The 26624-nt window shown below is 65.0% G+C and carries 30 protein-coding genes and 1 pseudogene; 13 read left to right on the plus strand and 18 right to left on the minus strand.

What is annotated here, in order from left to right; all coding sequences use genetic code 11:
- Window positions 1–23 precede the first annotated feature (23 nt).
- The gene (locus AC5Y2S_RS22105; protein WP_499958358.1) at window positions 24–386 is read right to left on the minus strand and encodes a VOC family protein; all 363 of its coding nucleotides are present in this window, start codon (window positions 384–386) and stop codon (window positions 24–26) included.
- A 121-nt stretch (window positions 387–507) separates the two neighbouring features.
- Between AC5Y2S_RS22105 and AC5Y2S_RS22110 the strand changes: the two genes are divergently transcribed.
- Window positions 508–936: a cellulose-binding domain-containing protein gene (locus tag AC5Y2S_RS22110; protein ID WP_499958359.1), complete on the plus strand. Its 429-nt coding sequence runs from the start codon at window positions 508–510 to the stop codon at window positions 934–936.
- On the opposite strand, the gene AC5Y2S_RS22115 is transcribed toward AC5Y2S_RS22110, so the two are convergent.
- Both AC5Y2S_RS22115 and AC5Y2S_RS22120 read right to left on the minus strand, forming a co-directional pair.
- Complete coding sequence (locus tag AC5Y2S_RS22115; protein WP_499958360.1) at window positions 911–1201, minus strand: hypothetical protein; 291 nt, start codon at window positions 1199–1201, stop codon at window positions 911–913. The genes AC5Y2S_RS22110 and AC5Y2S_RS22115 overlap by 26 nt on opposite strands.
- A 35-nt stretch (window positions 1202–1236) precedes the next feature.
- On the minus strand, window positions 1237–1989 hold the full coding sequence (locus AC5Y2S_RS22120) for a sugar phosphate isomerase/epimerase family protein (RefSeq protein ID WP_499958361.1): 753 nt from the start codon (window positions 1987–1989) through the stop codon (window positions 1237–1239).
- Window positions 1990–2260: 271 nt separating this feature from the next.
- Here AC5Y2S_RS22120 and AC5Y2S_RS22125 point away from each other — a divergent pair, with 271 nt between their 5' ends.
- Complete coding sequence (locus AC5Y2S_RS22125; protein WP_499958363.1) at window positions 2261–3271, plus strand: zinc-binding dehydrogenase; 1011 nt, start codon at window positions 2261–2263, stop codon at window positions 3269–3271.
- 11 nt (window positions 3272–3282) lie between these two features.
- Here the strand turns inward: AC5Y2S_RS22125 and AC5Y2S_RS22130 are convergent, their stop codons facing one another.
- Together AC5Y2S_RS22130 and AC5Y2S_RS22135 are read right to left on the minus strand one after the other, a co-directional pair.
- Window positions 3283–3849 (minus strand): dihydrofolate reductase family protein, encoded by a 567-nt coding sequence (locus AC5Y2S_RS22130; protein ID WP_499958364.1) that lies wholly within the window; start codon window positions 3847–3849, stop codon window positions 3283–3285.
- A gap of 35 nt (window positions 3850–3884) precedes the next feature.
- Window positions 3885–4703: an alpha/beta fold hydrolase gene (locus AC5Y2S_RS22135; RefSeq protein WP_499958366.1), complete on the minus strand. Its 819-nt coding sequence runs from the start codon at window positions 4701–4703 to the stop codon at window positions 3885–3887.
- Window positions 4704–5298: 595 nt separating this feature from the next.
- On the opposite strand from AC5Y2S_RS22135, the gene AC5Y2S_RS22140 reads away from it, so the two are divergent.
- Window positions 5299–7362 carry a putative bifunctional diguanylate cyclase/phosphodiesterase gene (locus AC5Y2S_RS22140; RefSeq protein ID WP_499958368.1) on the plus strand — a complete coding sequence of 688 codons (2064 nt, stop codon included), beginning with the start codon at window positions 5299–5301 and terminating at the stop codon, window positions 7360–7362.
- Between the two features lie 291 nt (window positions 7363–7653).
- Entirely contained in the window at window positions 7654–7899 is a 246-nt protein-coding gene (locus AC5Y2S_RS22145; protein WP_499958370.1) for a hypothetical protein, read from the plus strand.
- On the opposite strand, the pseudogene AC5Y2S_RS22150 reads toward AC5Y2S_RS22145, so the two are convergent.
- A pseudogene (locus AC5Y2S_RS22150) lies at window positions 7896–8831 on the minus strand (cyclopropane mycolic acid synthase family methyltransferase). The gene AC5Y2S_RS22145 and the pseudogene AC5Y2S_RS22150 sit on opposite strands and share 4 nt — an antisense overlap.
- Before the next feature lie 248 nt (window positions 8832–9079).
- On the minus strand, window positions 9080–9580 hold the full coding sequence (locus AC5Y2S_RS22155; RefSeq protein ID WP_499958372.1) for an endonuclease VII domain-containing protein: 501 nt from the start codon (window positions 9578–9580) through the stop codon (window positions 9080–9082).
- A 488-nt stretch (window positions 9581–10068) separates the two neighbouring features.
- Here AC5Y2S_RS22155 and AC5Y2S_RS22160 point away from each other — a divergent pair, with 488 nt between their 5' ends.
- Complete coding sequence (locus AC5Y2S_RS22160; protein WP_499958374.1) at window positions 10069–10404, plus strand: hypothetical protein; 336 nt, start codon at window positions 10069–10071, stop codon at window positions 10402–10404.
- Between the two features lie 123 nt (window positions 10405–10527).
- On the opposite strand, the gene AC5Y2S_RS22165 is transcribed toward AC5Y2S_RS22160, so the two are convergent.
- The 3 genes from AC5Y2S_RS22165 to AC5Y2S_RS22175 form a co-directional block, all read right to left on the minus strand.
- Window positions 10528–10908 (minus strand): type II toxin-antitoxin system death-on-curing family toxin, encoded by a 381-nt coding sequence (locus tag AC5Y2S_RS22165; protein ID WP_499958375.1) that lies wholly within the window; start codon window positions 10906–10908, stop codon window positions 10528–10530.
- Complete coding sequence (locus AC5Y2S_RS22170; RefSeq protein ID WP_499958377.1) at window positions 10905–11102, minus strand: antitoxin Phd; 198 nt, start codon at window positions 11100–11102, stop codon at window positions 10905–10907. Before AC5Y2S_RS22170 ends, AC5Y2S_RS22165 begins: the two co-directional genes overlap by 4 nt.
- A gap of 138 nt (window positions 11103–11240) precedes the next feature.
- Window positions 11241–11849 (minus strand): TetR/AcrR family transcriptional regulator, encoded by a 609-nt coding sequence (locus AC5Y2S_RS22175; RefSeq protein ID WP_499958379.1) that lies wholly within the window; start codon window positions 11847–11849, stop codon window positions 11241–11243.
- Between the two features lie 118 nt (window positions 11850–11967).
- Here AC5Y2S_RS22175 and AC5Y2S_RS22180 point away from each other — a divergent pair, with 118 nt between their 5' ends.
- Window positions 11968–12831: an SAM-dependent methyltransferase gene (locus tag AC5Y2S_RS22180; protein WP_499958380.1), complete on the plus strand. Its 864-nt coding sequence runs from the start codon at window positions 11968–11970 to the stop codon at window positions 12829–12831.
- A 28-nt stretch (window positions 12832–12859) separates the two neighbouring features.
- A complete protein-coding gene (locus tag AC5Y2S_RS22185; RefSeq protein WP_499958382.1) occupies window positions 12860–13147 on the plus strand; it encodes a hypothetical protein in 288 nt (95 codons plus the stop codon).
- Window positions 13148–13162: 15 nt separating this feature from the next.
- On the opposite strand, the gene AC5Y2S_RS22190 is transcribed toward AC5Y2S_RS22185, so the two are convergent.
- Genes AC5Y2S_RS22190 through AC5Y2S_RS22200 form a run of 3 tightly spaced genes read right to left on the minus strand, consistent with a single transcriptional unit; the run spans window position 13163 to window position 15059 of the window.
- On the minus strand, window positions 13163–13828 hold the full coding sequence (locus tag AC5Y2S_RS22190; protein ID WP_499958384.1) for a nitroreductase family protein: 666 nt from the start codon (window positions 13826–13828) through the stop codon (window positions 13163–13165).
- A 23-nt stretch (window positions 13829–13851) separates the two neighbouring features.
- The gene (locus AC5Y2S_RS22195) at window positions 13852–14565 is read right to left on the minus strand and encodes a 2OG-Fe(II) oxygenase (protein ID WP_499958386.1); all 714 of its coding nucleotides are present in this window, start codon (window positions 14563–14565) and stop codon (window positions 13852–13854) included.
- Window positions 14565–15059, minus strand: a complete 495-nt coding sequence (locus tag AC5Y2S_RS22200) for a methylated-DNA--[protein]-cysteine S-methyltransferase (RefSeq protein ID WP_499958388.1) — start codon at window positions 15057–15059, stop codon at window positions 14565–14567. Before AC5Y2S_RS22200 ends, AC5Y2S_RS22195 begins: the two co-directional genes overlap by 1 nt.
- Before the next feature lie 164 nt (window positions 15060–15223).
- On the opposite strand from AC5Y2S_RS22200, the gene AC5Y2S_RS22205 reads away from it, so the two are divergent.
- Complete coding sequence (locus AC5Y2S_RS22205; RefSeq protein WP_499958389.1) at window positions 15224–15730, plus strand: RNA polymerase sigma factor; 507 nt, start codon at window positions 15224–15226, stop codon at window positions 15728–15730.
- Window positions 15727–16350, plus strand: a complete 624-nt coding sequence (locus tag AC5Y2S_RS22210; RefSeq protein WP_499958391.1) for a methylated-DNA--[protein]-cysteine S-methyltransferase — start codon at window positions 15727–15729, stop codon at window positions 16348–16350. The genes AC5Y2S_RS22205 and AC5Y2S_RS22210 overlap by 4 nt, the downstream gene beginning before the upstream one ends.
- A 59-nt stretch (window positions 16351–16409) precedes the next feature.
- Here AC5Y2S_RS22210 and AC5Y2S_RS22215 read toward each other — a convergent pair whose 3' ends face one another.
- Entirely contained in the window at window positions 16410–17723 is a 1314-nt protein-coding gene (locus AC5Y2S_RS22215; protein ID WP_499958533.1) for an aldehyde dehydrogenase family protein, read from the minus strand.
- 97 nt (window positions 17724–17820) lie between these two features.
- On the opposite strand from AC5Y2S_RS22215, the gene AC5Y2S_RS22220 reads away from it, so the two are divergent.
- The 4 genes from AC5Y2S_RS22220 to AC5Y2S_RS22235 all read left to right on the plus strand — a co-directional run bounded on the left by AC5Y2S_RS22220 (window position 17821) and on the right by AC5Y2S_RS22235 (window position 22967).
- Window positions 17821–18750, plus strand: a complete 930-nt coding sequence (locus tag AC5Y2S_RS22220) for an alpha/beta hydrolase (protein WP_499958393.1) — start codon at window positions 17821–17823, stop codon at window positions 18748–18750.
- 35 nt (window positions 18751–18785) lie between these two features.
- Window positions 18786–19403, plus strand: a complete 618-nt coding sequence (locus AC5Y2S_RS22225) for a TetR family transcriptional regulator (protein WP_499958394.1) — start codon at window positions 18786–18788, stop codon at window positions 19401–19403.
- A gap of 241 nt (window positions 19404–19644) precedes the next feature.
- The gene (locus tag AC5Y2S_RS22230; RefSeq protein WP_499906211.1) at window positions 19645–20076 is read left to right on the plus strand and encodes an MmpS family transport accessory protein; all 432 of its coding nucleotides are present in this window, start codon (window positions 19645–19647) and stop codon (window positions 20074–20076) included.
- Entirely contained in the window at window positions 20073–22967 is a 2895-nt protein-coding gene (locus tag AC5Y2S_RS22235; RefSeq protein ID WP_499958396.1) for an MMPL/RND family transporter, read from the plus strand. The genes AC5Y2S_RS22230 and AC5Y2S_RS22235 overlap by 4 nt, the downstream gene beginning before the upstream one ends.
- Before the next feature lie 33 nt (window positions 22968–23000).
- On the opposite strand, the gene AC5Y2S_RS22240 is transcribed toward AC5Y2S_RS22235, so the two are convergent.
- The 4 genes from AC5Y2S_RS22240 to AC5Y2S_RS22255 form a co-directional block, all read right to left on the minus strand.
- Entirely contained in the window at window positions 23001–23783 is a 783-nt protein-coding gene (locus tag AC5Y2S_RS22240; protein WP_499958398.1) for an SDR family oxidoreductase, read from the minus strand.
- Window positions 23784–23865: 82 nt separating this feature from the next.
- Entirely contained in the window at window positions 23866–24192 is a 327-nt protein-coding gene (locus AC5Y2S_RS22245; RefSeq protein WP_499958399.1) for a DUF732 domain-containing protein, read from the minus strand.
- Between the two features lie 233 nt (window positions 24193–24425).
- Window positions 24426–25313: a hypothetical protein gene (locus tag AC5Y2S_RS22250; protein ID WP_499958400.1), complete on the minus strand. Its 888-nt coding sequence runs from the start codon at window positions 25311–25313 to the stop codon at window positions 24426–24428.
- Window positions 25310–26557, minus strand: a complete 1248-nt coding sequence (locus tag AC5Y2S_RS22255; protein ID WP_499958401.1) for an acyl-CoA dehydrogenase family protein — start codon at window positions 26555–26557, stop codon at window positions 25310–25312. The genes AC5Y2S_RS22250 and AC5Y2S_RS22255 overlap by 4 nt, the downstream gene beginning before the upstream one ends.
- Window positions 26558–26624: the final 67 nt, after the last annotated feature.

Below are 26624 nucleotides of genomic sequence, written 5' to 3' on the forward strand. Positions count from 1 at the left end.
CAGGTCACCGACACGGTCCGCCGCTACGGCCGCTCGGAGAGCATAAATCGATGTCCTTCAGGCGATCGCAGGCCCATCTCGCGCAGACCCCACGGCTCGGTCGTCGGGGGCTTCAGGATCTCGGCGCCCTCAGCGACAGCGCGCCTGAAGTATTCGTCGAGGCCTACGACGGTCAGATACGCGATGTAGCTGTGGTCGCCGAGGTCAGATGCCGGCAAGGCCTCCGGACAGCGACCGAGCCTAAACGTCACCGACCCGGCCGAGCAGAATGCCCAGTTACCGGGGTCCGGCTCAGTCACCGTGCAATTCAATATTCGGGTGAACCATCCCGCGGCACGGTCAAGGTCATGCACGGCGAGGACGGGGTCGGCGCCGAGGAGCGTCATGTGTCAAGTATGCCGCCGTGGCAAAGCCAAGATTTCATGACGGTTTCAGTTGAGCAAAGGTATTGCAGCTTACCCGCCGCGCGAGCGCCCATATCGCCTGATTGGCTTTAGGTTTGGTGATATGGCGGGACTGGACAACTACGTGAAACGCTGGCGCGCAGCGCTTCACGTAAGCCTGTCTGCACTGCTGGTTGCCATCCTCGGACTCGGCATCGCTCCCACGGCGCATGCGGCCGCGGCCGCGGCGACGTTGTCGGTGGAACATACGTGGCAGACCGGTTTCATCGCAAGCTTCACCGTCACCAACGCGAGCCTGGCGCCGCTGAGCGATTGGAGGCTTGAATTCGACATGCCGGTGGGGCAGTCCGTCTCGCATGCGTGGAATAGCACCGTTACCCAATCTGGCACCCACTTTGTCGTCACACCCGCGAATTGGAATCGCGTCATCGCACCCGGTGGTTCAGCCACAGGTGGTTTCAGGGGAGTGCTGATCGGTTCCTACTCGCCGCCGTCGAATTGTGTGCTCAATCGGCAATACCCTTGCACCTAGAGTCGGCGGGTTCTGCTGGCAATCCGCCGGGTTGGGTCCCACTTCGAATCTCGCCCGAGTCAGGTGCGCGATCGCCGCACCGGCCGATCACGCTCCAGTCACCGCCAGCATCGGCGTCACCCATGTCGAGCTCGGCGTCTTCACCGAGCCAGAGGCCGACGCGATAGCCCTCCTCGATACCAGCATTAGTCGAGCCGACCAAGCGATGCTCGATGCGAAACGCAAGGGCGGCAACATTACTGTCCACACAATGCCCGTTGATCAAGACAATTGAGTCGGCCGATCGCTGCACTCGACGGCTCAGCTCCAGTACGCAGCGGTCGTGGTGTACAGGCGTCCGGTTAGCTCGTCGACGGGTAGGTCGCGCAGTTGCGTGCTGAGCACCTCGACGCTGACCGTACCGTCCCAGCCGCGGTCGAGCAGCGTTGCCGCGAAACGGTTTAACTCGAGAACACCTTCGCCGGGCAGGGCGCGGCGGTGCAGGCTTTCGCGGATCATACGGTCTCGATGCTCGGGTTCCAGCGCGTCGGTGAACTGCACGTAGGCGATGTCGTCCAGCGGCACCGCCGCCAGGTCCGCCCACGTGTTAGAGCTGAAGCAGAAATGCCACGAGTCAATCGTCAGCCCGGCCCGCGCCGCCCCGCCTGCGGCGCGCACGTACTCCATGGCGTCGCCGATCGTCGGAATTGCGCCCAGCGGTGTGTATTCCACCGCAATACCCGCGCCGGCACCGTCGAAGAGCCTGGCGCAGCGTCGAATTCGCTCGGCCGGCACCCTCTCGGTGAACACCGTCAGCACCCAGTCCGCGCTAATAGTCTGCGCGCGGTCGGCCAACTGCTCGGCACTTGCCATGGTGGCGGATTCGTCGTCGCCGACGACGAAGGCTAGCAATTCGTGGCAACGAGCTCCGGCTGCGGCGTACGCCTCGACGGCGGCCCCGTCGACCCGCTCGGCGTTAATGCCCACTGCGCTGAATCCCGCCGCGCTCGCCGCGGACACCAGGTCAGGCGTCGCGATATCCCACTTGCCGTCTGGTGTCAGAGCAAGCTGCACAATCGCAGGACGCTACTCCGAGTCCAGATCCGGCGCCCACGCCACATCGTTGATGTCGCTGTTGCCGTCGACGAGCAACACGTTGCCCCTGACATAGCGGCACGCCTCGAAGAAAGGGTTTCGGTGGCGCGCGGCATGAATGGCGCGTACAGCGTCGGCCCCTCTACGTTTACAGACACATACAGTTGCGCAAATCGGGGGAGGAACCATGAAAATGCGGGCGGCGCGCATGCACGGATACCACGAGCCATTTCGTCTAGAGGAGGTCCCAGTGCCGGACCCCGCACCGGACGAGGTCCTCGTCAAGGTGGCGGCGTGCGGAATGTGCCGGAGCGACTATCAGCTCATCGACGGATACTTCGCGGCCGCCGCACCAATGGAGTTCCCGGCTATTCCTGGGCATGAGGTCGCCGGCCACGTGGCCGAACTGGGTTCCGCCGTGCCTGCCGCTGCCGGTCTGTCCGACGGCGATCTGGTCGTGGTCAATCCCGGGTGGGGCGACGGCATGTGCCGGCAGTGTCACGAGGGTAACGAGCAGTTATGCAGCGGCACCGGCGGATGGATCGGGTTCGGGCCGCCGGGCGGCTTCGCCGAGTACGTCGCCGTGCCATACCGCCATCTCATTGCGGTGACGGCGGCTGACGGTCAGAAGCCGGAGATGTTCGCGCCACTGACCGACGCTGGTCTCACACCGTACCGGGGTATGAAGAAGCTGCGTGATGCCGGCAAGCTCGGACCCGACAGGACGGTGGTGGTCGCCGGCATCGGCGGTCTCGGCGGCTACGGAGTGCAATACGCGAAGCTGCTCGGCGGCGGCGCGACGGTGGTCGCCTTCTCGCGCACCGACGACAAGCTCGCGGTCGCCAAGGCCAACGGCGCAGATCACACCGTCAACACCCGCGGCAAGAGCACCGACGAGGTCAAGGCCGAGCTGACGAACCTCACCGGACGAAGCACCGTGGACGCGATCCTCGACTGCGCGGGGGCCGCGGAGTCAATCGGGCTGGACTTTTCGATCCTCGAGCCAGAGGGCGCGGTCGCTTCGGTGGGCCTGATGGGCACCAAGGTTGAGGTTCCGCTGAACCTCATCGTCGGCACGGAATTGTCCTATTTCGGCTCGTTCTGGGGCAACTACAACGATCTGACCGAAGTCCTTGCGCTCGCCGCCGCCGGACAGATCAAGCACGCGATCACCACCGTGTCGCTCGACGACATCAACGACAAGCTCGAGGCGCTCGCCAGCGGAGACGTGGTTGGTCGCCAGGTAGTCGTCTTCGACTGAGAACGGCGTAATTACGGGTAACTCGCCTCGTAGCGCAGCAGGACCGTGCCGCCCGGGAAGGTGCGGTTCTCCAACAGTCGCAGCGAGATCCACGACGGGAGCGTCGGGAAGAACGGGGTGCCGCCGCCAACGGCGGTGGGCGCAACCACGATCCGATATTCGTCCACCAGACCGGCCTGAACGATCGGTGCAGCCAGCGTCGCGCCCGCCACCTCCAGCCTGCCGTCGGTTTCGGCTTTCAGTTTCGTCACCACCTCGACCGGATTGCCGCGTTCCAGGCGTGAGTTCCAGTCGACGGACTCCAGCGTGCGCGAGAACACCACCTTGGGCATGTCACGCCAGATCTGGGCGAAGTCAACGACCAAAGGGGAGGCGTCCGGGGCCTTGTCGGCGGTCGGCCAGTATGCGGACATCAGTTCGTAGATCCGTCGGCCGTAGAACGCCAAGGCGGTCTCCCGCTCGAAGTCGTTCCAGTACTGGTGCAGTTCTTCGCTCGGATCGGTCCAGTCGATGTTGCCCCGGGCGTCGGCGATGTAGCCGTCCACCGACACGTTGAAGCCATAGATGAGTTTGCCCATGAACATCAAGACTGCACCGGTGCGCAAAACTCATCTCAGGAAGCGATGAACGCCAGCAGATCCGGGTTGAGGACGTCCGCGTGCGTGGTCGGCATGCCGTGCGGGTAGCCGGCATAGGTCTTCAACGCACCGTTCTGGAGTAGGTCGACCGCTCGGGGCACCGCGCTGGCGAACGGCACAATCTGATCGTCCTCGCCGTGCATCACCAGGACGGGCACGGTGATCGCCTTCAGCTCGTCGGAGTAGTCCTCGAGCCAGGACGCCACCGTCTCGTAGTGAGCCTGGGCGCTGCCGGACATGCCCTGTCGCCACCAGTTCGCGATGACCGCCTCGGACGGCTCCACCCCTGATCGGTTGAATCCGTAGAACGGACCTTCCGGCACCGCGCGAAAGAACTCCGATCGATTTCCCAAGACACCGGCCCGCACCGCGTCGAACCACTCCTGGGGTTGTCCGCCCGGATTGTTCTCGGTCTGGAGCATGCTCGGTGTCGGGGAAGACACCAGCACCGCCTTGGCGACCCGCTCCTGGTGGCGCGCCACATAGCAAGCCACCTCGACGCCGCCCGTCGAGTGCCCGATATGGACGGCCTCACGCAGGTCGAGCTGGTCGGTCAAGGCGGCCAGGTCGGCCACCCAGTGCTCGACGTCATTGCCGGTCCCGACCTGGTCGGACCGACCATGCCCGCGTCGGTCGTGAGCAATCACCCGATAGCCCTGACGCAGGAAGAACATCATTTGCGCGTCCCAGTCGTCGGCCGTCAGCGGCCAGCCGTGACTGAAAACGATCGGCTGGCCCGAGCCCCAGTCCTTATAGAAGATTTCGACACCGTCCGTTGTGGTGATGGTAGGCATAGTCGTCCCCTCGCAGTCGCCCCTCGCGGGCGCTTCCCGCGATCGAGTGTTAGTCAACCGCAAGTCACGAGTTTTTTCCTGCGAGCTCCATAGCAAGTTGACAGATACGGGCTGTCGCGTGTCTCAACTCTTGCGTTGCGCAGAAGGTGAAGGTGGCCAGCATCAGCGCCAGCACGGAAATGCATTGCTAGGCAACGTAATGGTAAATGCGGCGTACATTACTGGTAACCACCATATCCATTTCGCCGTATGGCTCCTGCGATCTCTTGCCGCTAGGCCGTCTCTCGATTGATCGTCGGGTTTAGCTCGGTAAGCGATAACGGTCCAGCGGCCAACCTGTTCTGCAAGGATTGAACGTCAACGCCGCCGGTCGGAGGGGAAAGCGTTGTCGTTTCAGAGTCGTCGCTTGCAATTGGGACTATCTGCCGTCGCCCTCGCTGCGGCAGTCTCGAATGCGCTCGCCCCGTGGGGAGTGGCGATCGCGGAACGCGTGCAGTTCGTCCTCGAAGCAACGCTGTGTATGGGCGCATTACTCGTTGGGCTTGCCGTCGTGGTGCGGGTGACAGGACCCTCACGGTGGTGGCGAATAGTCCTTATGACGGCGATAGCCACGTTTCTGACCGCCGAATCTCTCTCGCAACTCGGCGGTGCCGCCCACCCCGGCGGAACCGCCCCGGAGCCTGCCGTCGTCGCCTACTTTGTCGCCGGACTCTTGTTCGTCGTCGCGATGCTCCTGCTGGTGCGCGCGGGCCATGATCACGACGTCCGCACCCCGGTGCGTATGTGGCAGGGGGTCGTCACGACTGTTCTCGACGGACTAGTCAGCACATTAGCGTTCTTCCACCTGGTGTACGTCGCCCGCTTGGGCGCCATGGACGGTGCCGCGCTGCCGCGGTCGACCAACACGGCGGTCGTTTGGGGAATCGCCGCAGTGGAGCTCATCGCGGTGGTGGGCGCGGTCCTCATTGCGATGTGGTACCCGCCGTACCGGCCGGGAAGGGCGAACTACATGCTCCTTGCGGCCGCGGTGATCAGCCTCGCCTCCTCCGACAGGCTGCTCGCCTACCTGCGGAGCGTCGGTGTGACGACGCTGGATATGTGGGTCGGCGTCGGATTCATCCTCGCTCCGCTGTTGATTGCATGGAGCCTGCTCGTCCTGCCTCCGCGGCCCCGCCCTCACGACGACGAACAGCCAACCAACTGGGCACGGCTGACCCTGCCCTATGCGGGGTTCATGGGCAGCACGGCCCTACTCACGTTTCAAGTGCTGGTTGGACGAGGAATCGACCCGCTCTTCGCCAGCACCTACTTGGCGATGGCGTTGCTTGTCGCGACCCGCTACCTAGTGGCTATGCGGGTGCAGCGCATGCTGACCGCACAGCTTGTCGCCGCCAAGCGTCGGCTTGCCCATCAGGCTCACCACGATGCACTTACCGGCCTGCCGAATCGATTGCTGTTGGCCGAACGGCTGGACGAAGCCATCGGCGGCGGCCCGTTCGTCTTGATCTTCGTCGACATCGATGACTTCAAAGAGGTCAATGACCGCTTCGGGCATGCGGCCGGCGACGAGTTGTTGTGCGCGATCAGTGTGCGTCTGCAAGATTGCCTCGCCCAGTCCGACATGCTGGCGCGGATCGGGGGAGACGAGTTCGCCATCCTCACTGCCGGTGCTGTCGACGAACCCGAGTTGGTCGCCGACCAGCTCCGACTGGCTCTGCGAAGTCCGTTCTCGGTACATGGGACATCGGTGCGGGTGCGTGCGAGCATGGGGTTGGTAAGCCCCGGCTACGACGAGCACCCTAAGACTTCGGACGATCTGCTCCGGCAGGCCGACATCTCGATGTACACCGGAAAGCGGCTGGGCAAAGACACTGCCGTGGTGTACCGCCCGGCATTCAGTGGTTCGGAAAACTTTGCGACGGCGCTGCGACACGCGAATGGCGCTATCCCGCAGGGCTTTCAACTCAAGTATCAGCCCGTGGTGGCCCTGCCAGACGGCACGCCGGTCGCGGTTGAGGCACTTGCGCGGTGGACGACGCCCAGAGGGGTACAGATTCCTCCCCAGACCTTCGTCTCGCTTGCCGAAGCCAACGGCATGGGGGCACAACTCGACGCCCTCGTGCTCGATCGGGCCTGCGCGCAGATCCAAAGCGCGGGCCTCGATCTGGACCTTCACGTCAACATCGGCGCCGCGCGACTCGGCAGCGTTGATTTCGAACATGCCGTCAGCCGCACGCTCGCACGGCATGGGTTGTCGCCGCATCGTCTCGTCCTGGAGATCACCGAGACAGTCCCGATCGTCGACCTCGACGAGGGAGCGGCCGCCATCAGACGATTGAACGAACTAGGCGTCGGGGTCGCGTTGGACGATTTCGGCGCGGGTTTCAACTCCCTGACCTATCTGCACGAGCTACCGGTGCAAATCGTCAAGCTCGACCGTGGCCTGGCGGCGGGCGTCCAGCCGGGACGAAACCTGACGCTGTACCGGTCGGTCATCGGGTTATGCGAAGCGCTGGGTCTCAAGGTGATCGCAGAAGGGATCGAAACCGATGAGCAGGCAGAGACCGTCTTCATGGCGGGCTGCGGATTGGCACAGGGTCACTTGTTCGGCGCAGCCTCCGGGCTAACCGACATCATCTCATCTTCCATGAGGCGGTGAGCGTCGCAGCGGCTCGACCCGGCGGAACTCGCGTGCTTCTTGTCGACAACACTCCGTATTCAATCCGCATGTCCCGCAACCGATCTATGCGTTGGCTCGCCGCGTCCACCCATGAGCAAGACCACGACGCGGCCTCCCACCGCTTTCAGCGCCTCCACAACTCTGTGCTGTGACCGTTAAGGATCGTTACCGCAATCGTGATTTGCGCACTCTTATCATTCGATTAACGAGAAGTGTGAAGCTTTCGACCTCAATCACGCCGACCGGCGTCCGCGAGCCTGGGGGGCTAATATGACGATCGCAATTGCCGCGCACGAGCCTGTCGAGAAAGACGCGGCCGACGCGCGCCACGACCTCAGTTCGGCGGTCGCAAGACTCAACGCAATGGCGTGGCTTGGGGACACCGTTCTCGCCGAATTGAAGCCGCGCAGGCGAGTCACGGAAGAAGAGATCGTGCGCGCGGCGATCACGGTGATCTTGGTAGCCCTCGTGGCGGTGATGGCCGTCGCCGCGGGCGCGATCTTGTCAATGGGCTAGCGGCTACGTCGGCCTGATCTTCCTGCACCAGCGACAGCCCCCGGCTTCAGGTGGCTCACCACGAGGCAGTCCAGCATCTCCTCGGAGAAGTACTGTTCGCAACCGCGCAGGTACTTCATGTACCGGCTGTAGACCTCTTCGGAGGTAGCCTCGACAGCCTTTTCCCTGTTGGACTCTAGCGCGCCACCCCAGAGCCGCAGCGTCTTGACGTAGTGCTGGCGCAACGAAATCGGTTCTGGTACAACGAAGCCTGCCGTTTCGGCCCGTTCGATCATCATCTCCGTCGACGGCAGCCGCGCGCCAGGGAAGACCTCGGTGATCATGAATTTGATGAACCGCATCGTCTCGAATGTCAGCTTCTTGCCGCGGGCGGCCATGTCGTAAGGGTGGTAGCTGACGTTGCTCTGGATGGTCATGCGGCCGTCGTGGGGCATGATGTCGAAGCACCGCTTGTAGAAGTCGTCGTAGTTCTCATGCCCGAAGTGCTCGAAGGCCTCAATCGACACGATCCGGTCGACGGGTTCGAAAAAGTCTTCCCAGTTCTGCAACCGAACCTGGCGCGACCGGCTGCTGTCGATGGTGCTGAGGACCTGCTCGCAGCGGGCATGTTGATTGTCCGACAGCGTTAAGCCGATGACGTTGACATCGAATCTTTCGACGGCCCACTTCATCGTGGCACCCCAACCGCACCCGATGTCCAGCAGCGTCATCCCCGGCTTCAGATCCAACATGTCCAAGTTCAGGTCGATCTTGGCGAACTGAGCCTGTTCGAGGGTGAGGTCCGGCGGCTCGAAATACGCGCAGCTATATGTACGGCTGGGGTCCTAGAACAACGCGAAGAAGTCGTCGGCGACGTCGTAGTGCGCTCGGATGTCTTCGGAGCGCGTCCGCGTCTTCGTCGGGCCGCGCTGTACCCCAGACGTATTCGTCATATTCCCCCGAAAAAAATGCGGTGTCTGCGCGGGATCCACACCCCGACGTCCTATGTGAGATGAAGTCTACGGGGCGTGCTGGGCGCGGTACTGCTTCCGGCCTAACGAATACCGCAGGCGTGACCACAAACACACCCCACAACGCCGGCGGGCTGCCGGCGGCTCGACGCTGTTCGGCAAATGGCGCCGTCTGAGTCTGACGGCTTCAATAATCTTCACGATGCGCGGTCCGTCCTTCAACCTCTGTATCACGGGCCGCCATCCACTCCGCGCACAATGAGCCGCGCATTTTGAAGATAGGCGATCGCAGCGTATAACCGATCTGGATCGTCACCGAAGGCTCCGAGCCCCGCATTGCACGACGGGCAGAGAAGGCCACGAATGGCGCCCGTCTTGTGGTCGTGGTCAACGGCCAGCGGCACCTTGAGGAGCGGTTGGCCATCGGCGCGCGGACGGCCACCTACCCTTGTGAGATCAACATCGGCCTCGTTAATGCCACAAACACCGCAGCGATAGTTCTGTTCGGCCCGAAGCGCGTCATACTGCTCGGGGGTGATGCGGTACTTGGCCCAAAGGTTGGCACGCCGGATTTCCGCCGGATTCTGCAGGAGTCGGCGAGCCCGCTGGTAGCACGCCATGCAAAGAGGGTCCGATTGGACACGGCGCGCCATCCTCGCTCGTGGCTTCAGTTCACCACATCCTTTGGTGGGAGAGCATCTGATGAGTTCTTCCTCGGGGATTTGCGTCATGCACGCAAGTCTGGAGGCGGGCACCGACACGCTTTACTTGACATAGTGTCGCTTATCGGTAAAGCGGAGACCAGCGCTTTCGGTGGAAGTGCTCGCGCGCGTAGTAATTAGCCCGATCCGAGCACGTCACGGCGCCGACGCAGCGCCTCGCCCCCTTAGAGCCTTACTGTCGTCGGTTGTACTTACCTCGAGCCGATGCGCCGGATCAGCCGCAGAACCGAATGGGGTCGTGGCGCGCTGCCCAGCGGTTGGCCGGCAGCCGGCGATCGACCACCCATCCTCCTTCTCCCCGGCCCGGCATCAATACGTCACTGTGACGAATTGGGCTGTGGCGCAAGGACATCGAATCAACGCATTTGCGTCGCAACTGCCAGGAGCCACGGACTCCTTGTGGGACCATTTGCCGATGGACCAGGACATCCCACGGGGCCGCGAACGGAGGATCGGAACCAGCACGTCGTCGCCGATCAGTCGGTATTCGGGTTCGGGTGGCCGCGATCTTTTTTCTGGGGTTCGGGCTGTACACCCTCGGCGACAGCGCGCGAAATTTCTCCGGATATCAGGTTGGGATGCCGACGATGGCAACGAACGGTGGGTGCTACAGCGGCAAGGGCGGCTACGGCAACTCCTGCCATGGCACGTGGACCATCGGCGGACTGTCATACAGCGGCCCGATCAACGGAAGGGTGGATGTTCATGCCGATGGCGGCACCGTCTTCACGGCAGACTCTGTGGGCCCGTATTTCTACTGGCAGATCATCGTCGGCCTCGTCCTAACCGGGTTGGGCGTTTCAATCGCTGTCTGGATCTTCCGCCGACGGTAGTTGGCTTGCTCCCCCTTCGTGCCGTACAGCCCGCAATGCGTCACTGTGACGAATTGGTTGTGGCACAGGGTGATTGGGCTTGCCGCGCTACGCGCGTCGAGTGCCCGTCAAGAACTGCCGATGCTACGACGCCGCGTATGACACAAGCTTGGCCGCGATGGAATCGATGGGCATTGCCGAGTCCGTCGAAACTGCGTTCACGAATCCTTCGGCGTCGTCGACGTCAAACTCGCCCAGCTCGATCCCGTTGATGTACAAGAAGGTCCACGCCGCGGCCCAAGCGGTGCGCTTGTTCCCGTCGACCAGAGCGTGGTTCCGCGCAAGCGATTGCATAAGCGCGGCCGCCTTGGAGAAAAGATCGGCATACGCGTCAACGCCGAACACGGTGGCGCGTGGTCTGGCAACGGCCGCGTCGAGCAGACCGTAATCGCTCACCGTGAGTATCTGTCCGACGGCGGCGGCGCCGGCGGTGAGAACGTCGTCGCGGTCGAGGAATTGGGTCACGCCAGGCGCTGGTTGAGCTCTGCGGACCGAGTCGCGACAATCTTGGCGGCCTCCGCGACTCGGCGCTTGTGCTCGCTGGCCGCGGACAGGATCGCTTGGTGGGCGAACGCGCGCAGAGACATGTCATCGCCGGCCGCGGCAATGCGAACGGCCTCGAGCTCTTCTTCAGTAAACGGGATATTCAGCGACGGCATACGCCATGGTACCGCATGTGGTGCCAAAGTCAGTACCGGCCTGGCTACGACCTAATCGACGATTATCCGGACGCGACCACCGAGGCGGAGTTCCACGGCGCCAAGGTATCGACCAAATCGCCGCGGCTTTAGGGCCGCCTAGCAATCCGTATGCCACTCCCCACGCGTGGCCGTTTGGGGCAGTTTCGTCAGTGCCTCAAACGCTTCCGTGAAGATTGCGGCGATGGCGCGGTCGTCGGCGGTGGCGATCGGATCCTTGTTGAGCAGTGCCCGCAGCACGCCGATTCCGAGGAGCAGGGCGGCGACCATGTCAGCGCGAAGTCGTGGCTCGTTCGACTTGATTCTGCGGGAAAGGTTGCGCGTGAGCCCGGTTTCGAGCTGTTCGTTGAGGCGCGCGACGACGGCGGGGTCGCCGCTGGAGCGCAGCAGCGCGAACAACGGGGCGTCGACGTCGCGGCGAGCGCGCAGCACGCGTTCGATCAGGGCGGCGGCCACCACATCGTCGGCCGCGCGCCGCACCGCGTCAACGTTGTCGGAGACATCGGTGGCTTCGGCAAAAAGCTGTTCCTTCGAACCGAAATACCGCTTGATGAGCATCACGTCGACACCGGCCTGGGCCGCGATCGATCGCAGCGATGTTGCCCGATACCCGTGGCGCAGGAACTGTTCTCGTGCCGCCGCCAGCAGGCGCGCCTGGGTGGCCGCGGCGTTTCGCCGCGGCGGGTTCGCATCGGCGCTCCCGCCCACCTTGGACTTCATTGCCACCTCCGTACCGAGTTTATCTACAACTGTAGACATACGCGTTCGGCCGGTCTAGAGTTAGTTATATCTACGTTTGTAGACATCTATGCCAGGGGTGAAGCCTATGACACAGCAACCGCAAACACGTGCGGCCCCAACAGGCATCGGGGCGACTTCTATTGGCGTGGCGATGCTGCGTGCCCGCGAAAGCGCGCGCACCGACCGGTTATTCGACGACCCGTATGCCCGCGCGTTCGTTGACCACGCCGATCGGCAGGGGTCAGTCTGGAACAGCGAGGGTGCGGCCCGGGGTTTCTTCCAGCTGATGGCCGAGCAAGTCGCCGTGCGCACCCGGTTCCTCGATCAGGCGTTGCTCGAGGCCGCCCGCGCCGGTGCCACCCAGGTCGTCATGCTCGCGTGCGGCATGGATAGCCGGGCGTTCCGTCTGACATGGCCGGCTGGCACCGGGGTCTACGAGGCCGATCAGTCCGAGGTGCTGGCCTTCAAGTCCGCTGTGCTGCAAGACCTCCACGCACAGCCGCGCTGTCACCGTGTCGAAGTCGCGGTGGATTTGCGAACGGATTGGCCGGCACGGCTGATCGAGGCGGGCTTCGACCCCGGGAAGCGCACGGCCTGGCTCGCCGAGGGCATCCTGTACGCCCTCGAAGCCGATGCGGCCGATGCGTTCCTCGATCGGATCACCTCGTGCTCCGCTAGGGGAAGCACCCTGGCGCTGGATCACAGCGAGGATTCCCCACTGCTCCGCGCCGCGCGAGCGGCGATCTCACCCGACCTCGTCTCTCTGTGGAAGGGCGGCCCGTTCGGCGATCTGGACGCGTGGTTGCATCGGCACGGCTGGCGGCCCCAAATCCGCGATATCACAGCGGTTGCCGCCGAATACGGCCGTCCCGCCCCCCGGGCATTCGATCCACGCAACGACGAACCCAGCCGCGCCTGGCTGGCAACCGCTGACAAAACCGCACCCTGAAAATCATTCATTGTCAGGAGGATTCATCATGACCGGAATTATGCTCGTCAAACAGCGAGTCACCAGCGTCGAGCAGTGGAACACCGTGTTCCGCGATCCGGAGCTGGATACGGTGCGCCGCGGGCACGGCCTGGTGGTGACCGGCACGTACGTCGACGCCGACGACGCCGACACCGTCATCGTTGTCATGGACATGCACGACGCGGACACGGCGCGCCAATTCGCAACGTCGCCGGAACTGGCGGCGGCTCGCGAACGGGCCGGCGCGATCGGGGCCCCCGATGGCGTCTGGTATGGGGCGCAACAGATCCGGTGACGAGTCGTGGTCGACCTAACTGGTGAATGGTTCCCCGTCGAAGCGCTCGCGGGTGGCGAACTCCGGTATCGGCCGTCGTCGCAGCTTCGTCACCCGGCGCACCGGTTTACCCAGCGGGACCACCGCGGCGATGGCATACGAGTCCGGCACGCCGAGAAGCTCCTTGACGCGCGGCTCCTCGGCGACCGCCATCGTGGTCAACACGCCGCCGTAGCCCTCGTTGCGCGCGGCCAGCAGCACGTTCCACACGAACGGGTAGACCGAGGCTCCGGGCACCACGCCGATGCGATCGAGGTTCTGATCGGTGGCGGCAACGACGGCGAGGTCCAGACAGATCACGAGCACCGCCGGAGCGTCGCGAAGCGGGGCCGACATCTGCACCGGGGGCTCCGTCGCCTCGATCGTCGACGCGTCGACGCCGGTCGGCTGCAACGGATTCCACGGCGTCTCACCATTGGCGAGTTGCGCGGTGTACCGGCGCGCGGCGGGAAGTCCGAGGTCGGCCAGCGCCGCCCGGGTGTCCTTGTCTCGCACCACGATGACGCGCACGCCCTGCCGATTGCCACCGGAGGGCGCGAAGCGTGCGTTGTCGAGAATCCGTGCCAGCACGTCGTCGGGAAGCGGGCCGTCGGTGTATTCCCGCACGGCCGGCGTCGAGCGCATGACGTCGTAAAGGTCCATGCCCGCCATCGTGCCGCACGCGGTCAGGCGGCGTCGTGAAAGATCAACCCGAGCGTGCAACGGTGACCGGTCCGGACCACCGACACCCCATGTCGCACGGGCGCGGCCGACCATCCCCGCGTCGAGCGGACCGGCCGCTCCCTGGTGGTGAAGATGTAGCCGTGCCCGTGCGGCAGTGTGGTGGCGGTTCCGCGCGACTGGGCTCGGGGCCGCTGCTCGACGAGCAGGAATTCGCCGCCGGTGTGCGCCACACCCGGCTCGTTGAGATTGATGACGACCTGGAGCGGAAACACGAGGTCCCCGTACAGGTCTCGATGCAGCGCGTTCCAGTCGCCCGGGCCATATTTGAGCAGCAACGCGGTGGGTTTGGTCTGGCCGGCGCGGTGACACATCTCCAGCCATTCGTCGAGCGTGTCGGGCCAGGGCGGGTCGCGTCGCAGCTTCGTCCACCAGTCGCGGGCGATCGGCAACAACTGGGGGTAAAGCGCCTGCTTCAGCTCGTCGATGGGACTCGGGTAGGGCCGTTTGAAATAGCGGTACTCGCCTTCCCCATACCGGTGGCGACCCATATCGACGGTGGCGCGAAAGAGGCTGTCGTCGGGGTAGAGATCAAGCACCGCGGCGCACTCCCTTGGGGTGAGCAGCCGCGGAAGCAGTGCGCCGCCAACATCGTTCATGTCGGCGGTGACCGCGTCCCAGTCCGCGGCATTCACCCTCCGATCCCATTTCGACGGCATCAGAACAATCTGCCGGCCGCCGCGGGCACCGGCGCCTCCAGGTCTAGCAGGAATCGTTTGCGCTTCAGACCGCCAGCGTAACCCGTTAGCGCCCCATCCTTTCCGACGACGCGATGGCACGGGACGATGATGCTCAGCGGATTGCGGCCCACCGCCTGACCCACTTCATAGGCCGTATAGCCGTCGGCCAGCGTTGCGGCCAGCTCGCCGTAGGTGGTGGTCTCGCCGTAGCCTATGCCGGGCAACAGATCCCAGACTCGCCGCTGGCGCGGCTCGGCGCCCAGGTCGATCGCGACGTCGAACTGCGTGCGCTCGGCGTTGAAGTACTCGTTCAGCTGCTCCGCGGCGTCCCGAAAAAGGGCCTCGGAAACCGGCTCCACGCGCCGACCCAGAGAGTCAGCGGTGGGCGGGTACCAATGATGCGGGAAAAACACGCCTGTGAGCGTGTCGCCGTCGGCGACCAGTGTCAGCTCACCAAGCGGGCTATCGATCACCGCGTGTCGTGTGTGCATCGTTCAACCTCCTTTCCCGGTAGACGACCAGCGCCTCCAAGGCGTGAGATCGCACCTTGCGATGTGCAGCTGGGGCTCACATTCGGCGCCGCGTCGACGTCTTCACAATGAGAGTCGCGGATTGTCACGGAGGAAACGGCGCCAGGATGAATGTCGATCGGCACGTCAAACAGCCTTTCGAGGCGGTCGTGGCTCGACACGGCGCCACGGTGTGGCGGGTCGTTCGCGCGGTGATCGGCCACGTCGATGCCGACGACGCGTGGTCGGACACGTTCCTGGCCGCGTTGAAGGCCTACCCGCAGCTGCCGGCCGACGCAAACGTCGAAGCATGGCTGGTAACCATCGCACACCGGAAAGCCATCGACATCGCGCGCGGGGCCGCGCGGCGGGCCGACCCCGTCGCCGATCCCCCCGACTCCCCCGCTCGCGAGCGGGCGGACGCACGCGATCTCGACCTGGACGCCGCGGTGGGCGCGCTGCCGCCCAAGCAGCGCCAGGCCGTTGCCTACCACTATCTGGCCGGCCTGCCCTACGCCGAGATCGCGGTGATTCTCGACAGCAGCGTTGACGCCGCCCGCCGGGCCGCCGCCGACGGCATCGCCACCCTCCGCCGCACCTATCCCCTCATCGATACGACAAGGAACCACCAATGACCACAACGGATCTCACCGAGCACTACCCGGTCGACGGCGATCGGCTGCGGCGCCTGCACGCTCGCCTGGAAAGAGACGCCCAGGCCGGCGATCTGCTCGACATCGCCTACCGCACGGTGGACTCCGCCGTCGGGCCACTGCTGTTGGCGGCCACCCCCCTGGGACTGCTGCGGGTGGCGTTCGCCAACGAAGACCGCGACAGCGTGCTGCAGAACCTCTCGGAGCGCATCAGCCCACGCATGCTCGAATCGCGCCCGCGGCTGGATCCGATGGTGCGACAGCTCGACGAATACTTCACCGGCCGCCGTCACGGCTTTGACGTCGCGTTGGATTGGTCGCTGTCGCGGGGTTTTCGGCGCACCGTGCTGGAACACCTCAACGCCGACGTCGGCTACGGCGTCACCGCGAGTTACGCCGCCCTGGCCCGGCTGTCCGGCTCCCCCAAGGCCGTACGCGCCGTCGGCACCGCGTGCGCGACCAACCCGATCCCCATCTTCGTGCCGTGTCACCGGGTGATCCGTTCCGACGGTACCGTGGGCGCCTACCGCGGCGGCCCGGTCGCCAAGCGCGTCCTGCTCGACCTGGAGCGGAACCAACTCGGGCCGCGAAAGTGCAACTAGCGACACAATTCTCGAGTGGAGGCGTCGGCAGTTGCACTCTCGCGGCGAATCAAAGCGCATCAAAGCGGCGACCAGTGCACCACCTTCACGCGGGTCATCTCGTCTAGTAGCTCGGGACGGAAGCCTCCCCCGGGCGCGCCCCCGAACACGTTGTTGATCTTGACGGTGCCGACCGGGAGGCCGCGCCACGCCTCCTGCGCGTGCGCCATGTCGCCGGTCAGCACCGTGGCGGCCAGGCCAAAGCGGTCGTCGGCGGCCTCGGCCAGTGCGGCGGCGAAGTCCGGCACCATTCGCACCGGCGCGATCGGACCGAACGTTTCCTCGCGCAGCACCAGCATGTCGGGCGCGCAGTCCGTCAGCACCGTCGGCGGATAGAACGAACCCGGCCCCGGTCGCGGTTCGCCGCCCGCCAGAAGGTGGGCACCGCACCGCACCGCGTCCTCGACGTGCGCGTGCACATGCTCGCGGTGGAGTTGGTCCACCAACGGGCCGATCCGATCGGCCCACGACACGGCCTCGTCGACCAGCGCATCGACGAACGCCTCGGCGACCGGCTGGACGACGTAGACCCTTTCCACCGACCCACGGATCTGACCGGCGTTCGCGAAGGCACCGAGCGCCGCTTGCCCGGCCGCCCAGCGGGGGTCGAGGTCCGCGTCGACGATGAGCGCGTCGTTTCCGCCGTTCTCCAGCAGCGCCTTGGCGCCGCGGTCCGCGCAGGCCCGGGCGATCTCCCGGCCGGTCGCGCTGCGGCCGACGTGCGCGACCACGTCGACGCGTTCCGATTCGGCCAATCGCGCGCCGACGGTTTCATCGCCGTCAACGATTTCCAGCACGCCGTCGGGCAACCGGGCGGCCAACAGCTCAGCGAACCGCCGGCCGGTCCGCGGGCAACGCTCGCTGGGCTTGTGGACCACGGTGTTCCCGGTGACGAGCGCCGCACCGAGTAGCCCCGCGCCCACCGCGACGGGATCGCTCCACGGCGTCAACACCGCGACAACGCCGCGCGGCTGCGGAACCATCAGATCGGTCGCCGACCATTCGCCCTGCAGGCTGCGCCCGCGATGCAACGGGCCGAGTTGGGCGTACTGCAATAGCGTGCCCACTCCGGCCTGCACGCCGCCGCGGGCGTCGTCGCGCAGTCTTCCCGTTTCGCGCTCGTTCAGTTCGGCGAGTTCGTCTGTGGCGCCGCGGACGTCGGCGGCGGCAGCCGCGATCGCCTCGGCACGTTCGGCGGGCGCGGTGCGCGCCCAGTCGGGCGCGGCATCCGACGCGCGCCGGACGGCGTCGTCACAGTCCGACGGCTCCGTGATGGGAATTTGCGTCACTTTGTCGCCGGTGCGCGGGTCCAGAACGTTGATGACCTTGGTCATGGTCGAAGCCACGACCCCGTTTACCCTCTCGGCGCGCGGGCCAATCAGTTGATGACCACGTCAGGTATGGTCGGCGCACCGGACCGGAGGGCACGCGATGGCAAACACACACGCCGGCAACGCCTTCACGTCGCGGCACGCGTTGGATCCCGGACTGCGCAAGGCGGCCCACTTCTTGCCGCGCGGATACGCCCTGCACCGCGGCTACCGGGTCCAGCGTGCGGTGATGAACCTGATGGGCAACGCGGGGCGGTTGCGGAGCGTCCCGGTGGCCAGGGTCGACGAGCACGTCACGGTTCGCCTGCACCTACCCGTCAGCCGTAGCCACCCGGCGGCGGCGATGCTGTGGATCCACGGCGGCGGCACGATCATGGGACACGCCGCCCAGGACGACAAGTTTCTGCGCAAGCTGTCGCATCTCACCGGTGTCGCGGTGGCCGCGGTGGAACACCGGCTGGCGCCGGAGCACCCGTATCCGATCCCGGTCGAGGACTGCTACGCGGCGCTGCGGTGGCTGGCACACCAACCGTGGGTAGATCCGGACCGCGTCGCCGTCGGCGGGGCCAGTGCAGGTGGACATTTCGCGGCCGCGGTGGCCCAGCGGGCACACGACCGCGGCGACGTCAAAGTCGCGTTCCAGATGCTGGTCTACCCGATGCTCGACGACCGCACCGGCACCAGTCACGACGGCCAGAAGCGGCTCATGTGGACCGAAACCGACAACCAGCTGGCGTGGCGGTGGTACCTCAACGGCGCGGATCCTCGAGAGGCGGCGCCGGCGCGTCGGCAAGACCTGTCGGGCCTGCCGCCGGCCTGGATCGGCGTCGGGACATTGGACCTCTTCTATCGGGAGTGCTTGGACTACGGGCGACGCCTGCGGGAGGCCGGGGTGCCCGTGCACGAAGAGATCGTTCCGGGCGCGTTTCACGCGTTCGACCAGATCGCGGAGAAGGCGCCGATTTCGGCCAGGTTCTTCGCCAGTCAGTGCGCTCACCTGCGCGCGGCCCTCGCCACTCGCGACATTTGACTGCAAACTTTGCGGTTTGTGCAACGATGAGTGGCATGCGCAATCAGTGCCACCCGATGGGTCTGCGCGAGCGGCGTCGCCGCCAGACGAGCGCGGACATCCGCGACGCCGCCGTGCGCCTGACCACCAACCGCGGTTTCGACAAGGTGACCATCGAGGAGATCTGCGTCGAGGCGGGAATCTCCACGCGGACGTTCTTCAACTACTTCCCCACCAAGGAATCCGCGATCGCCTACGGCCCCTCCGACATACCCGCCGAGCTGGCCGAAGATTTCGTCGCGGCCGGACCCGCCCCGTATCGGGTGGTCCTGGCGGAACTGATCACGCTGGCAGCGCACCATCTGCGCGACGTGCCCCCGCGACGCGAACAGGCGGTCGGCATGCTCGAGCTTGCCAAGACCAGCCCAGCGGTCATGGCCGCGTTCCTGGCCGAGCTGGAGCGGTTCCAGAACCAGCTGACCGACATCGTCGCCCGCCGGCAGGCGATGCGGCCGGACGACGAAATACCCGCGTTGATCGCCGCGCTGGCGCTGACGGCCGTGCGTTCGGGCATCGAACGCTGGGCCAGTGGCGAGCCGAAGGACTCGGACGACACGCCGATGCCTTACGTCGAAAGCGCTGCCGAGCTGGTCAACAGCATCTTCGCGAAGTGACCGCCGGATAGTTACCTAGATCACCTTCGTTTGCACGGTCTGCAAATTATGCAGGCGATGTATTATGCTTTGGTGGCGTCAGGCGGGGGTTCGGCGATGCAGGGGCAGATTCCAGGGGACCGACGGCCCAAACCGTGCGGATCATGGCTGCTCATGAGCTGCGTTGTGGCGCAACGCGATGCGGCGATCACCTAGCGGGCGACGCGGCACCATCGGTTGACCAGGAGAGGAATCCACGCAGGTGCAGCTATCCAGGGTCGTGCGCAACGCGTGGTTGCCGCTGTTGATCGTGGCGGTGGTGGTGATCGGAGGCTTCGCCGTGGTGCGGGTCAAGTCGTTCTTCGCCGCCGAGAACGCCACCATGGTGAGCCCACGGCAGGAGGATTCCAAGCCGTTCAAGCCCAAGGTCGTCAAGTACGAGATCTTCGGTTCGGCCAGTCACGCCAACGTCAACTACCTGGATCTGTCCGCCGACCCGAAGCGGATCGACGACGCGCCGCTGCCCTGGACCCTGGTCCTGAGCACGACCGCCCCGTCGGTGTTCCCCAACCTCTCGGCACAAAGCGACGGTGACCGCCTCGGTTGTCGCATCACCATCGACGACGAAGTGAAGGACGAGAAGATAACCGACGGCGTGCACGCCCTGACCTTTTGCTTGGTGAAATCCGCATGAGTGCAAGCGCTGAACACCCGACCGACACCCTCCCGATCACCAGACACGCCGTGCGCCCGGCGATCCCGCGAATCATCCGAACGTTCGCCGTTCCCATCATCCTGGGCTGGATCGCGATCATCGCGGTGCTCAACACGATCGTTCCGCAGCTGGACGAGGTCGGGAAGCTGCGCTCGGTCTCGATGAGCCCGGACGACGCGCAATCGGTCATCGCGACGAAACACATGGGTGACGTCTTCCGCGAATACAAGTCCAACAGCTCCGTCATGATCGTGCTGGAGGGCCAAAATCCGTTAGGCGCCGACGCCCACGCCTACTACGACCAGATGGTCAAAAAGCTCGACGCCGACACCAAACACGTCGAGCACGTCCAGGACATGTGGAGCGATCCACTGAGCGGCGCCGGTGTCCAGAGCAACGACGGCAAGGCCGCCTACGTCCAGGTCTACCTCGCCGGCAACCAAGGCGAGGCCCTGGCCAACGAGTCCGTCGAGGCCGTGCAAAGCATCGTCAAAAGCCTCCCCGCGCCGAACGGGGTCAAGGCCTACGTCACCGGACCCGCCGCCGTGCAGGCCGATCAGCACATCGCCGGTGACCGCAGCCTGCAGGTGATCACCACCGTCACGTTCATCGTGATCATCGCGATGCTGCTGTTGGTCTACCGGTCCATCATCACGGTGCTGCTGACGTTGGTGATGGTCGTGCTCGAACTGTCCGCCGCGCGCGGCATGGTGGCCTTCCTCGGCTACTACAACATCATCGGGCTCTCCACCTTCGCCACCAACCTGTTGGTGACGCTGGCGATCGCGGCCGCGACCGACTATGCGATCTTCCTGATCGGGCGATATCAGGAGGCCCGGTCGGTCGGCGAATCGCGAGAAGACGCCTACTACACCATGTTTGGCGGCACCGCACACGTGGTGCTCGGGTCGGGCCTGACCATCGCGGGCGCAACGTTCTGCCTGCACTTCACCAACCTGCCGTACTTCCAGACGCTGGGCATCCCGTTGGCCATCGGCATGGTGGTCGTGGTCGCGGCCGCCTTGACCCTTGGCCCCGCGGTGATCTCGGTGGCAGCGCGATTCCGCCAAACGCTCGAGCCCAAGCGGGCGCAGCGGACCCGCGGCTGGCGCAAGGTCGGCGCCGTCGTCGTCCGGTGGCCCGGCCCCGTGCTGATCGTGACGATCGCGATCGCGCTCGTCGGCTTGCTGACGCTGCCCGGATACCGGACCAACTACAACGACCGCAAGTACCTGCCCGCAGACCTGCCGGCGAACGCCGGTTACGCGGCCGCGGACCGGCATTTCTCGAACGCGCGGATGAACCCCGAGCTCCTGATGATCGAAAGCGACCACGATCTGCGCAATTCCGCCGACTTCCTGGTGATCGACAAAGTCGCCAAGGCGATCTTCCGAGTGCCCGGAATCTCTCGCGTGCAGGCGATTACGCGTCCACAGGGCACGCCGATCGAGCACACCTCGATCCCGTTCCAGATCAGCATGCAGGGCGTCACCCAGCAGATGAATCAGAAGTACCAGGCGGACCAGATGGCCGACATGCTGCACCAGGCCGACATGATGCAGACCACCATCGACAGCATGGAAAAGATGCAGAGCATCACCGCGCAGATGGCCAACGACATGCATCTGATGGTCAAGAAGATGCACGAGATGACCATCGACATCGACGAATTACGTCAGCACATGGCCGATTTCGAGGACTTCTTCCGGCCGATCCGCAGCTACTTCTACTGGGAAAAGCACTGCTACGACATCCCGGTGTGCTGGTCGCTCCGGTCCGTGTTCGACGCCCTCGACGGCATCGACACGATGACCGACGACATCGAGAGCCTGCTGCCCATCATGGATCATCTCGACACCCTGATGCCCCAGATGGTGGCGCTGATGCCCTCCATGATCGAGAACATGCGGGCGATGAAAACGACCATGCTGACCATGTATTCGACCCAGAAGGGCCTGCAGGATCAGCAGAACGAGGCTCAGAAGAACTCGAACGCGATGGGCAAGGCGTTCGACGCGTCCAAGAACGACGACTCGTTCTACCTGCCCCCGGAAACGTTCAACAACGCCGAGTTCAAGAAGGGCATGAAGAACTTCCTTTCGCCCGACGGCCACGCCGTGCGGTTCATCATCAGCCACGACGGCGATCCGATGACGCCAGAGGGCATTTCGCACATCGATGCGATCAAGAAGGCCGCTTACGAATCGCTGAAGGGCACGCCGCTGGAGGGCTCCAAGATCTACCTCGGCGGCACCGCGGCAACCTACAAGGACATGCAGGACGGCAGCAACTATGACCTGCTGATCGCCGGAATCGCCTCGCTGTGCCTGATTTTCATCATCATGCTGATCATCACGCGCAGCGTCGTCGGCTCGGCGGTGATCGTCGGCACCGTCTTGATCTCCCTGGGAGCGTCCTTCGGTCTGTCCGTGCTCATCTGGCAACACCTGATCGGCATCGAACTGCACTGGATGGTCCTGGCGATGTCGGTCATCATCCTGCTGGCCGTCGGCGCCGACTACAACCTGCTGCTGGTGTCCCGGTTCAAGGAGGAGATCCACGCCGGGCTGAACACCGGCATCATCCGGGCAATGGGCGGAACCGGATCCGTGGTCACCTCGGCGGGGCTGGTGTTCGCCTTCACGATGATGACGATGGCCGTCAGTGAGCTCACGGTCATCGGCCAGGTCGGCACCACCATCGGCCTGGGGCTGTTGTTCGACACGTTGATCGTGCGGTCGCTGATGACACCGTCGATCGCGGCGCTGTTGGGCAAATGGTTCTGGTGGCCGCAGCGCGTGCGGCAACGGCCGATCCCCTCACCCTGGCCCACGCCGGACAAGAAGGCCGAATCCCTGGCGACGGTCTAGGACCTCTGCGCCAGTTTCGACGTGGCTAACGGGTTACGTCACCCACTCGGGCTGCTGGCTGGCGTCGACCGCCGAGAAGTCCTTGTGCGCAAGGCCGGCGGTGGTGCCGCCGTCCACGACGAACTCGGAGCCGGTCGAATAACTGGACTCGTCGCTGGCCAAATAGACGACGAGGTTGGAGACCTCTTTCGGCTGGGCGATCCTGCCCAGCGCGGTGTGGAAGATGTCTTCGGGGACCCACTCGGTCATCGGCGTCTTGATCAGCCCGGGATGGATCGAGTTCACCCGGATGCCGCTCGGGCCCAACTCCAGCGCGGTCGACTTCGTCAGGCCCCGCACCGCGAATTTGGTTGCGGTGTACCCGTGGCACGCGATGGTCCCGGCCATCCCCTCGATGGACGAGATGTTGATGATCGATCCCCGTCCCGCGTCCTTCATCGGTTTGGCCACGGCGCGGATGCCGAGGAAGACCCCGGTCAGGTTGACGTCGAGGATCTTGTGCCACTCGGAGAGTTCGTAGTCCTCGATGGTGCCGATGTTGAGGATGCCGGCGTTGTTCACCAGCACGTCGACCCCGCCGAACTCGGTCACGGCGGTGGCCACCGCGGCTTCCCACTGTTCGGGCTTGGTGACGTCCAGATGCACGTAGCGAACGGCGTCACCGAGCTCGGCCGCGACGGCCTTGCCCTCGTCGTCCAGGATGTCGCCGAACACCACCTTGGCGCCCTCGGCCACCAGGGTGCGCACATGCGATGCGCCCATCCCCCGCGCGCCGCCACTGACGAGCGCGACCTTTCCCGCCAACCGTTCTGCCACTGCGCGTCTCCTGTCATGTCGGTGCGTCGCTTGCACCATACATATGCGCGCAATCGTATGACCAGGACTTCGCCGAGGGCCCTTACTTGCTTGGCTTGCTAGCCGGGTGCTTTCCGGGGCAGTAGTCCGCGGTGGCCGCGCCGACGAACATCTCCGCTTGTGACTGGCTCAACCGGTGCGCGCCCGTCAGCTGGTCGATCTCATCCTTCTGGCTGTACCCGGCACCGAGGTCTTTGCACATGACCTGGGCCGCCTTCACGTCCATTGCCGGGCCACCAAGGTCGACGCCATGCGCCTGCAGGTAATTCGTGAAGTCCTCGTCGGTCTGGTCTGCGCGCGCGACGGTGGCCGGCATCAGCATGACCGCCGCCAGCACGCCGAACGCGCACGCAGAAATCTTGCTAAGCATTCCGTGCTGCTTCATCGTTCCCCCATCACTTTCAAGGCTCGACACTGGTTCGGATTGACCCAAACCGCCAAAATCACACATCGGACTGTTTCTAACATTCACCGTGTCTAGCGTCGATCATTGCCAATGGCAAAGATCATTGCCTGCCAGGTCACGCGCGTCAAGGGCCGAGGCACGCCGCGGCCGTCGCGGAGGAAAGCTTTACCGGCCGTTGGCCGTTAATTCCGGCTGAATTAAATCCCGCGGGGGGTCACAGTCTCGAAGATCGCCGCGGCGGACGTGACGGCCTTGTCCGCGTTTCCTTCGTCGTGCAGGAGCATGCGTACACCGATGCGTCCGGGCCCGCCTCCTGAACCGGCGTGCGCCGTGCCCTCCACGCGGAACGGGCCCACCTTCCCGCGTGACATGAACATCACGTGCCAGCTGACGACCTGAACCTTCCTGGTGCCGGCGACCTCGGCGGCCAGGTCGGTCGCCGAGGTCTCGAGGACGACGTGTTGCGGCCCGATGTGCAGCGCGGCATCCGGCGACGCGAGCTCGGCGCTCAGCGCCGGCAGCACCCAGTGGCCGTCGTCGCGCTTGCTGGCACCGAAGGCCTGCCACAGCGGAGGCAGATCGGGCGAGTCCTCGATCACCAGCTCGGTGCCCGAAACATCCATCTTGTCAAGGCCTTCCGGTGGGACGCCGATGACGGCCCCCTGCCCCTCGTTGAAGGCGATCACCCGGTCGGGGTTGTCGGCGTCGACGATCTTGCACCGCCCGTAACCCATGGTCCGGCCCTGGTGCACGATGCCGGACCCGACGATCTCGATCCGCGTGACGTCGTAGCCGGGGTCGATGATCTGCACCGACGCGATGACCGGGTTGGGCACCGCGACCATGTCGGTCTGGCATCCCTCCGGGGAGGAGATCGCCAGCGGCGCCACCATCAGTCCACCGGCCTCGTTGCGCATGTCGCGGCGGATGGTGACGGTGTCGTCGGTCTCGCCGACGTTCATCGCCGAGTGGTTACGGCCGATGTAGCGGTAGCTGAGCAGCCCGGTCCAGCGCCGGAACAACTCGTCGCGGTAGGCGGCGGTGTCGTCGGCCAGCTCACGGATGTCGCGAAGTCGGTCGCTCACTGGTGGTTCCCCTTTGCGGCTTTGCCCCGGCGCACCTGGTTGAACGGGACACCGCGGTCGGCGGCATACTCGCGCGGAAAGTTCAGGACCCGCTCGCCGATCACGTTGCGCGCCATCTCCGTCGTGCCGCCGCCGATGCTGGCGATCTGACGGCCCAGGTATCGCGTACCGATGCCGAGCAGGCCCGCGCCGTCCTCGACCACTCCCGCCGAACCGGCGATCGCGAGGGCGGTGTCGTTCTCGACGTCGTGCACCTCGGCCATGTCGAGCCGGATGATCGATCCCGCGGCGGGTGGCAGGGATCCGTCGACGACGGCGTGGTAGACGTGCTCGCTGAGTTGCCCGTGTACCGCCCGGTGGACCAGGACGCGGCCGACCATCTCGCGGACGCGTTCGCTCTCCCCTTGCTCGGTGCCGTCGACCAACGCCATCAGGTCGATCGAAATGTCCTCGGCCTCAGCGATTCCGGGTCCGCTGGTGTATTCCGAGCCGTCGCCCATGGTGCGGCGCTCGTGGTAGAGCTGTCGTGACGCGACGTCCCACCCTTTGCCCGGTTCTCCGACGACGGCGTCGTCGCCCACGTCCACGTCGTCGAAAAACTCCTCGCAGAACTCGACCGATCCGTTGACCTGACGGATGCGGTTGATCGTCACCCCCGGGTGCCGAAGCGGCAGCAGGAACATCGTGAGGCCGTTGTGTTTGGGTGCGTCCCAGTCGGTTCGGGCCAGGCACAGGCCGTAGTCGGCGGCGAACGCCCAGGTGCTCCACGTCTTGGCGCCGTTGATGACCCACCGCCCGCCGCGGCGGTCGGCGCGGGTGATGATGCCCGCGAGGTCCGAACCGCCGCTGGGTTCGGAGAGCAGCTGGACGAGCACTTCGTCGCCGCGCAGCGCCGCTCCGATGTGGGTGCGCTTCTGGTCCTCGGTGCCCCTGTCCAGGATCGTCGCGCAGCAAATCGCGAACGACGGGACGTTGAGCAGCAAGGGCGTCTCGTAGGCCGCCGCCTCGGCGTCGAACGCCTTCTTGTACTCGTACCCCAGCCCGAGCCCGCCATACTCGCGGGGAAAGCAGATCCCGGCGAACCCGCCGTCGTACAACTTTCTTTGCAATTCGCGGGCGCGCCGCCAGGACGCCAGCTCGTCGCGCTCGAGGACCATTGCGTCTTCGGAGTCAAGCCTCGGCAGGTTGGCCGCCAGCCAGGATCTGGCCCGGCTACGGAATTCTTCGACCGACTCAGCGGTCACCGAATTCGCCTGTGCGTCATCGCCGATGGGCCTCCTCGAGCTTGTGCTGGGCGACTGTACAGCACCG

Source organism: Mycobacterium sp. NGS69, assembly GCF_059812165.1.

Excerpts from the sequence above, each read along its gene's own strand:
- AC5Y2S_RS22105 (WP_499958358.1), bottom strand. The coding sequence starts at position 386 with ATGACGCTCCTCGGCGCCGACCCCGTCCTCGCCGTGCATGACCTTGAC.
- AC5Y2S_RS22110 (WP_499958359.1), top strand. The coding sequence starts at position 508 with ATGGCGGGACTGGACAACTACGTGAAACGCTGGCGCGCAGCGCTTCAC.
- AC5Y2S_RS22130 (WP_499958364.1), bottom strand. The coding sequence starts at position 3,849 with ATGGGCAAACTCATCTATGGCTTCAACGTGTCGGTGGACGGCTACATC.
- AC5Y2S_RS22135 (WP_499958366.1), bottom strand. The coding sequence starts at position 4,703 with ATGCCTACCATCACCACAACGGACGGTGTCGAAATCTTCTATAAGGAC.
- AC5Y2S_RS22140 (WP_499958368.1), top strand. The coding sequence starts at position 5,299 with ATGACGGCGATAGCCACGTTTCTGACCGCCGAATCTCTCTCGCAACTC.
- AC5Y2S_RS22145 (WP_499958370.1), top strand. The coding sequence starts at position 7,654 with ATGACGATCGCAATTGCCGCGCACGAGCCTGTCGAGAAAGACGCGGCC.
- AC5Y2S_RS22155 (WP_499958372.1), bottom strand. The coding sequence starts at position 9,580 with ATGACGCAAATCCCCGAGGAAGAACTCATCAGATGCTCTCCCACCAAA.
- AC5Y2S_RS22170 (WP_499958377.1), bottom strand. The coding sequence starts at position 11,102 with ATGCCGTCGCTGAATATCCCGTTTACTGAAGAAGAGCTCGAGGCCGTT.
- AC5Y2S_RS22180 (WP_499958380.1), top strand. The coding sequence starts at position 11,968 with ATGACACAGCAACCGCAAACACGTGCGGCCCCAACAGGCATCGGGGCG.
- AC5Y2S_RS22185 (WP_499958382.1), top strand. The coding sequence starts at position 12,860 with ATGACCGGAATTATGCTCGTCAAACAGCGAGTCACCAGCGTCGAGCAG.
- AC5Y2S_RS22190 (WP_499958384.1), bottom strand. The coding sequence starts at position 13,828 with ATGGACCTTTACGACGTCATGCGCTCGACGCCGGCCGTGCGGGAATAC.
- AC5Y2S_RS22195 (WP_499958386.1), bottom strand. The coding sequence starts at position 14,565 with ATGCCGTCGAAATGGGATCGGAGGGTGAATGCCGCGGACTGGGACGCG.
- AC5Y2S_RS22205 (WP_499958389.1), top strand. The coding sequence starts at position 15,224 with ATGAATGTCGATCGGCACGTCAAACAGCCTTTCGAGGCGGTCGTGGCT.
- AC5Y2S_RS22210 (WP_499958391.1), top strand. The coding sequence starts at position 15,727 with ATGACCACAACGGATCTCACCGAGCACTACCCGGTCGACGGCGATCGG.
- AC5Y2S_RS22215 (WP_499958533.1), bottom strand. The coding sequence starts at position 17,723 with ATGACCAAGGTCATCAACGTTCTGGACCCGCGCACCGGCGACAAAGTG.
- AC5Y2S_RS22220 (WP_499958393.1), top strand. The coding sequence starts at position 17,821 with ATGGCAAACACACACGCCGGCAACGCCTTCACGTCGCGGCACGCGTTG.
- AC5Y2S_RS22225 (WP_499958394.1), top strand. The coding sequence starts at position 18,786 with ATGCGCAATCAGTGCCACCCGATGGGTCTGCGCGAGCGGCGTCGCCGC.
- AC5Y2S_RS22235 (WP_499958396.1), top strand. The coding sequence starts at position 20,073 with ATGAGTGCAAGCGCTGAACACCCGACCGACACCCTCCCGATCACCAGA.
- AC5Y2S_RS22245 (WP_499958399.1), bottom strand. The coding sequence starts at position 24,192 with ATGCTTAGCAAGATTTCTGCGTGCGCGTTCGGCGTGCTGGCGGCGGTC.